This is a genomic window from Ornithinibacillus halophilus, assembly GCF_900129485.1.
Classification (GTDB): Bacteria; Bacillota; Bacilli; order Bacillales; family Amphibacillaceae; genus Ornithinibacillus; species Ornithinibacillus halophilus.
Window position 1 is genome coordinate 1 of sequence record NZ_FQVW01000087.1, and the last position, 6066, is coordinate 6066.

The 6066-nt window shown below is 35.5% G+C and carries 7 protein-coding genes; 5 read left to right on the top strand and 2 right to left on the bottom strand.

Translation table 11 applies throughout. The features are described 5' to 3' along the window. Positions 1-135: 135 nt before the first annotated feature. The 5 genes from BUB12_RS17060 to BUB12_RS17080 all read left to right on the top strand — a co-directional run bounded on the left by BUB12_RS17060 (position 136) and on the right by BUB12_RS17080 (position 2219). Positions 136-432: a hypothetical protein gene (locus BUB12_RS17060; protein ID WP_072892077.1), complete on the top strand. Its 297-nt coding sequence runs from the start codon at positions 136-138 to the stop codon at positions 430-432. 219 nt (positions 433-651) lie between these two features. Then, positions 652-867 carry a helix-turn-helix transcriptional regulator gene (locus tag BUB12_RS17065; RefSeq protein WP_072892116.1) on the top strand — a complete coding sequence of 72 codons (216 nt, stop codon included), beginning with the start codon at positions 652-654 and terminating at the stop codon, positions 865-867. Further along, a complete protein-coding gene (locus tag BUB12_RS17070; RefSeq protein ID WP_072892117.1) occupies positions 851-1282 on the top strand; it encodes a hypothetical protein in 432 nt (143 codons plus the stop codon). Before BUB12_RS17065 ends, BUB12_RS17070 begins: the two co-directional genes overlap by 17 nt. An 18-nt stretch (positions 1283-1300) precedes the next feature. Further along, a complete protein-coding gene (locus tag BUB12_RS17075) occupies positions 1301-1516 on the top strand; it encodes a hypothetical protein (RefSeq protein WP_072892118.1) in 216 nt (71 codons plus the stop codon). Between the two features lie 193 nt (positions 1517-1709). Next, positions 1710-2219, top strand: a complete 510-nt coding sequence (locus tag BUB12_RS17080; RefSeq protein WP_072892119.1) for a hypothetical protein — start codon at positions 1710-1712, stop codon at positions 2217-2219. An 88-nt stretch (positions 2220-2307) separates the two neighbouring features. Here BUB12_RS17080 and pflA read toward each other — a convergent pair whose 3' ends face one another. Together pflA and pflB are read right to left on the bottom strand one after the other, a co-directional pair. After that, complete coding sequence (pflA, locus tag BUB12_RS17085; RefSeq protein ID WP_072892120.1) at positions 2308-3033, bottom strand: pyruvate formate-lyase-activating protein; 726 nt, start codon at positions 3031-3033, stop codon at positions 2308-2310. 120 nt (positions 3034-3153) lie between these two features. After that, positions 3154-5400: a formate C-acetyltransferase gene (pflB, locus tag BUB12_RS17090; protein ID WP_072892121.1), complete on the bottom strand. Its 2247-nt coding sequence runs from the start codon at positions 5398-5400 to the stop codon at positions 3154-3156. Between the last annotated feature and the right edge of the window lie 666 nt (positions 5401-6066).

A 6066-nucleotide genomic window follows, 5' to 3' on the forward strand; every position in this document is an offset into this window, starting at 1 on the left:
AATTAGATTAACTAAATTTGCGATTTAACGAAAAATCTTATTCAACTAACGGAGCAGAAGAGTTGAAGAAGAATTTCTAATAAATAAATCCGATTTAATTTAAAAATGAAGGAATTTACTTGAGGATGTGATTTAATGCAAGATATATTACAAGATTTTTTGAAAGTGGAGATTTCTCATCAAGACTATTATGACGGACTTATTCGTTTTATCTATTCTGGAAATATCAGATGCGGAGAATATGAATGCAACCAATATGTTGTAAAAAAAATGGATTTCTTAAACTATATTGTTTTTGCAGAATATGTAATTGATGAAAAGAGAGAAATTCACCAATCATTTTCTATTTCCAAAAGTAAGCTGCTTAAAGCAATTAATAACTATGCAAAGAAACAAGGATTTAAAATAAGAAGTTTTGATTGGGCTAATTAGTGAGGTACTAATTTTATTGTTCAATTAACGGGTGCTTTAGTTGAAGAAGACTATATAAAGAAATAGAACTTCCAGATATTTGGAAGTTCTAATTTTTTTATATAATATCAACATTAACCTTTAACAGAGCCTTATATTAAAATGGAAAGTTTGCTTTACAAAATTCGTTGGATGCTTTATAATTATGGAAAGTTAACTTTCCATAAAGGAGTAGTAATGGTGAAAAACAGATTAGAAGAAATACGAAAACAACATGGGATAAACCAAGAAAAGCTCGCCAATGAATTAGAGGTGACAAGACAAACAATCGGTTCACTCGAAAATGGAAGGTACAATCCATCAATCATTTTAGCGTTTAAGATTGCGAGGTATTTTAATCTAACTATTGAGGATATTTTTATTTATGAGGAGGAAGAGAATGAAACTAAAGATTAGATTGTTGTGGTCATTAGAAGTTATTGGAACCCTACTTTTACTTTCTGGGATTGCGCTTGGAATAAGTGGAGCAGAAGTATTAACTATTCCATTTCCAAGGTTAGATCTTGTACCAATTGCTTTTGCGTTTTGTGGCGTATTACTTTTTGTGGTAGCTGGAGCTGAAATCTGGTATGAGAAAACAAAAACAAAAGAACAACAAATTGAAGAAAAAGATGAACGATTAATTTTAATACAACAGAAAGCAAAAGCACGTGCGTTTGATTTACTTGCTATTGTATTACCATTTATCCTTTTAGCGTTAGCAATGTTTGGATACATGAATAAAGTTTCCATGTTCTTATTGACTGGTCTTTATATTCTGTGTATGGGTTATTACAAATTTCAACTATATAAGATAAAAGAAGAAAATTGATATAGGGAGGAATACAAAATGTTTAATAACACCATAAAAGTTCTAGTTGTCATGGCTTTTGCTTTTCTTGTAAGTTATATGGTTGCGTCGGTATTTGATAGTTTAGGTTTTGGCACAAATTCCTTATTAAGTATTGTATTAATCGGTTTAACTACATTTATTGTTTTCTTTATTGCTATTGGACTGTTTGAAGTGATTAAAAGATTAGTTGTAGCCAAACAGCAAAATAATTAATGGGCATTTTATAATAAAACAATGAAAAAGCCGGTTGGAGAAGATTCCAATCGGCTTTTATCAATTTGTGAGTATGGCAAATAATCTTGTTTAAAAGGATGAGCTGAACTAATGGTTACTATCGTATTCTGAAAATATTGTATGTTATGATAGGATTAGGATTATAGATTTCATGAAGAGGAGTTAATTGCAGATGTCTTTATCAAGATGGTCTTTCTTTCAAGGACTAATAATTGTATTACTGGTTGTTTTAGGATTCGTAGCAGATTTATATAGAGAAGATATCGCTGTACCGTTTTCGGCTACTGGTGCTGAAGTGCTTACTCCTAAACTATTTACGGTGTTATTTTTAGTGATAATCACTGGCCTAATCAGCTGTATCTTTTATTTTCAAACAAAGAAAAGTAAAACGTTTCTCATCCACCCGTTGTGGGAGAAAATGCATGTTCTGTTAGCTTTAATATTCGTTGTATCCTTGGTGTTGTTTATGATCATTATTGTTATCGCGCCATTTGGGGATGTAACGCAGAATAATCGTTGGATGATCTACGTTTTTCTATATTACTTTTTATATTTAATTAATTTAATTGTGCTAACCGTTGTACATAAGGCGAATAAACAAAAATTAACTAATGAAAATAAAGTGAAACAATCTTTTATATGGACAGTAGTAGTGTTAGTTTTGATTTTTATTGTTCTTTAATAAGAGAAAAGCGCAGACCCTCGGAGCTAGACATTTCTGCTAGTTATACTTTCTTATATTTTAAAAAAAGCGAGGGGAGCCTCGCTTTTTATGATAGAATCCTTTCTGCGTTTTTCACTCGTTCTTCTGTAGGGGCTTCTACGCCATGTAATGGATATTCGAGTCCTAATGCTTCCCATTTATAAACGCCTAGTTTATGGTATGGTAGCACTTCGACTTTTTCTACATTTGGTAGAGTTTTGATGAAGTCAACGAGTTTATAGAGGTCTTTATCAAAGTCAGATTTACCTGGTACTAAAACGTGTCTGATCCACACAGGCATATTTTTCTTGGCTAAATAACTTGCAAACTCTAAAATATGTTCATTAGACATACCAGTTAATGACTTATGTTTAGCCGGGTCAATTTGCTTAATATCTAAGAGAACTAGGTCTGTTAATGATAGAAGCTGATCTAATGATTTCATAAATGATGGAGATTTGGAAAAACATCCACCTGATGTATCAATGGTGGTGTGAATTCCACGTTTTTTTAACTCCTTGAATAATTCAACTAAAAACTTCGTGTGTAACAGCGGTTCACCACCGCTAACTGTGACTCCACCTCCAGTTGCTTTAAAGAAGGGGACGTACGATTCAATATCTTGAAGAACCTCTTCAACAGTTACTTCTTTGCCATCACCCATTTTCCAAGTATCTGGATTATGGCAAAATTGGCACCGTAATAAACAGCCTTGCATAAATAAAATGTAGCGTATTCCAGGACCATCAACAGTCCCGCATGTTTCAACAGAATGAATTCGACCTTTCAGCATTACAAACTTCCCCCTCTTGACAACAATATTCGACAAAACCCGGGAGGTGACAGGCACCCCCAGTGGTTCGACAAACTTCGGGAGGTGACAGGCACGCCACGAAGCACCACCCGAAGTTCCTTATCTATTTTCGTGGAATGTACGGTTAATTACGTCTATTTGTTGCTCTCTTGTTAGTTTGATAAAGTTAACGGCATAGCCAGACACTCGGATGGTAAGCTGTGGATATTGTTCAGGATGTTCCATTGCATCCATTAATGTTTCTCGGTCAAACACATTGATGTTTAAATGGTGGCCACCTTTCATTGCGTATCCATCTAATAGTCCAACTAGATTTGCTTTTCTAGTTTCTTCTTCTTTTCCTAATGCTTTTGGTACGATAGAGAATGTATTACTAATACCATCAAGTGAGTAATCATATGGTAATTTTGCCACGGAAGATAGGGAAGCTAATGCTCCTTTAGTATCCCTGCCATGCATTGGATTGGCTCCAGGTGCAAATGGTTCTCCGGCTTTTCTTCCATCAGGTGTTGTACCCGTTTTCTTTCCATAAACAACATTAGAAGTAATTGTTAGTACAGATTGTGTCGGCAATGAATTCCGATACGTTTTATGTTGTCTAATTTTGTTCATGAAACGTTTTACTAGATCAACAGCAATACTATCAACACGATCATCATTATTTCCGTATTTAGGAAATTCTCCCTCTGTCTCAAAATCAACCGCAATTCCATTCTCATCTCGAATTGGTTTTACTTTTGCATATTTAATGGCACTCAATGAATCAGCAACTACGGATAATCCGGCAACTCCACAGGCCATAGTACGTAAAATTTCACGATCATGTAATGCCATTTCAATTCGTTCGTAACTGTATCGATCATGCATGTAGTGAATGATATTTAATGAATTCACATATAATCCTGCTAGCCAATCAAGCATACGGTCGTATTTTTCTGCGACTTCTTCATAGTCTAGGTAATCAGACGTAATAGATTCATAGGATGGTCCTACCTGGATGCCTAATTTTTCATCTTTCCCGCCATTGATAGCGTAAAGCAATGCTTTGGCTAAGTTGGCACGTGCACCGAAAAATTGCATTTGTTTTCCAATTTCCATCGCAGATACACAGCATGCAATTCCGTAGTCATCACCATAAATGTCACGCATAATATCATCATTTTCATATTGAATAGAACTAGTTTGAATAGACATTTTTGCGCAGTACTTTTTAAACTTGTCGGGTAGCTTTTCAGACCAAAGGACAGTTAAATTTGGTTCTGGTGCTGGTCCTAGGTTGGTCAGCGTATGCAAGAATCGGAATGAATTCTTCGTAACAAGTGGTGTACCATCTTTTGCAATTCCTGCAATAGCTTCAGTTACCCATGTAGGATCTCCACTAAATAACTCATTGTAATCAGGCGTACGTGCAAATTTTACTAAGCGAAGTTTCATGACGAAATGATCCACAAGCTCTTGTGCTTCTTCTTCTGTCATGATGTTATTAAAAATATCTCGTTCTATATAAATATCAAGAAAAGTTGATACTCTTCCAAGACTCATTGCTGCACCATTTTGTTCTTTAATAGCAGCTAAGTATGCAAAATATAACCATTGGAAAGCTTCGTAAGCATTTGTAGCTGGTTTTGAAATATCATACCCATAAATCTCAGCTAAATGTTTTAGTTCTTGAAGGGCACGAATCTGTTCCATGATCTCTTCTCGATCACGGATGACATCATCAGACATCACACCATTCCCACCATTCCCACCAACTAAACTAAGGTCTTGTTTTTTTGCCTCAATTAAATGATCAACACCATATAAAGCTACGCGTCGATAGTCTCCAATAATTCGACCACGCCCGTAAGCATCCGGTAACCCGGTAATGATTCCGGCTTTTCTAGCTAATTTCATTTCTGGAGTATACGCATCAAACACACCTTGGTTATGAGTTTTACGGTAGTCAGTGAATACTTTTTCTACTTGTTCATCAATTTCATATCCATATGATTCTAGTGAAGCTTTGGCCATACGAATCCCACCAAATGGTTGTAGGGAACGTTTAAATGCTTTATCTGTTTGAAAACCAACAATTTTTTCTTTGTCTTTATTTAAATAGCCAGGTCCGTGGGAAGTAATCGTTGAAACGATGGAAGTATCCATATCCAATACGCCGCCATTTTCACGTTCTTTCATCGTTAACTCCATCACTTGCTCCCATAAGGCTTTTGTATTTTCTGTGGCATTAGCTAAAAAAGATTCATCTCCACAGTAAGGGGAAAAGTTTTTAATAATAAAATCACGTACATCAACTTCAGTTTTCCATTTCTGTCCTGCAAATCCACTCCATGCACTATTGGTCATCTTACATACCCCCAAATAATTATAATTATGTGAAATAGTGAGCAAAATATTATAAGTTTAGTTGCTTAAAAACAATTATATCACAAGAGTAAATTATAACTATGTGAAGAATGTAACAATATTGTGTACAACTACTTAGTGATTAAGAACCCCTAAGGCAATGATGAGGCTGCTGAAAAAGTCCGATTAATAAAAAAGTCATACACATAGAGGGCTGGAACATAACTTAATCTCTATAATCCAAAAACGAACAATTACCATGAAGGTAGTTAAAATGTTAGTCTTTAGGTGAAATCTAATTTTTAATATTATTCAATTCCGATGTAACTGCTTTGTTGATTTACACTGCGGACAGTCGCTTTCCGCGGGCACGGCCTCAGCCTCCTCGCGGAAAACCACCGCTGTGGGGTCTTCGGTCACGTGCTGTTCCCGCAGGACAAGGAAAGCTACTGTAGCGACGCATCGCACGCAGAAAATGCAAATGGAAATGCATTTTCAAGGAGTCGACTGCCCACAGCGAAGATCAACTAGTGATATTGCAGTAGAACCATAATTCTTATTGTCTAAGAATATATACTAGCGTAAGAAATACACGAAGACTCCTCGGAAATAAAAAACAATTTCCTTCGTGCGATGATTATGCTTCCGATGCACTTCTTGTCCTGC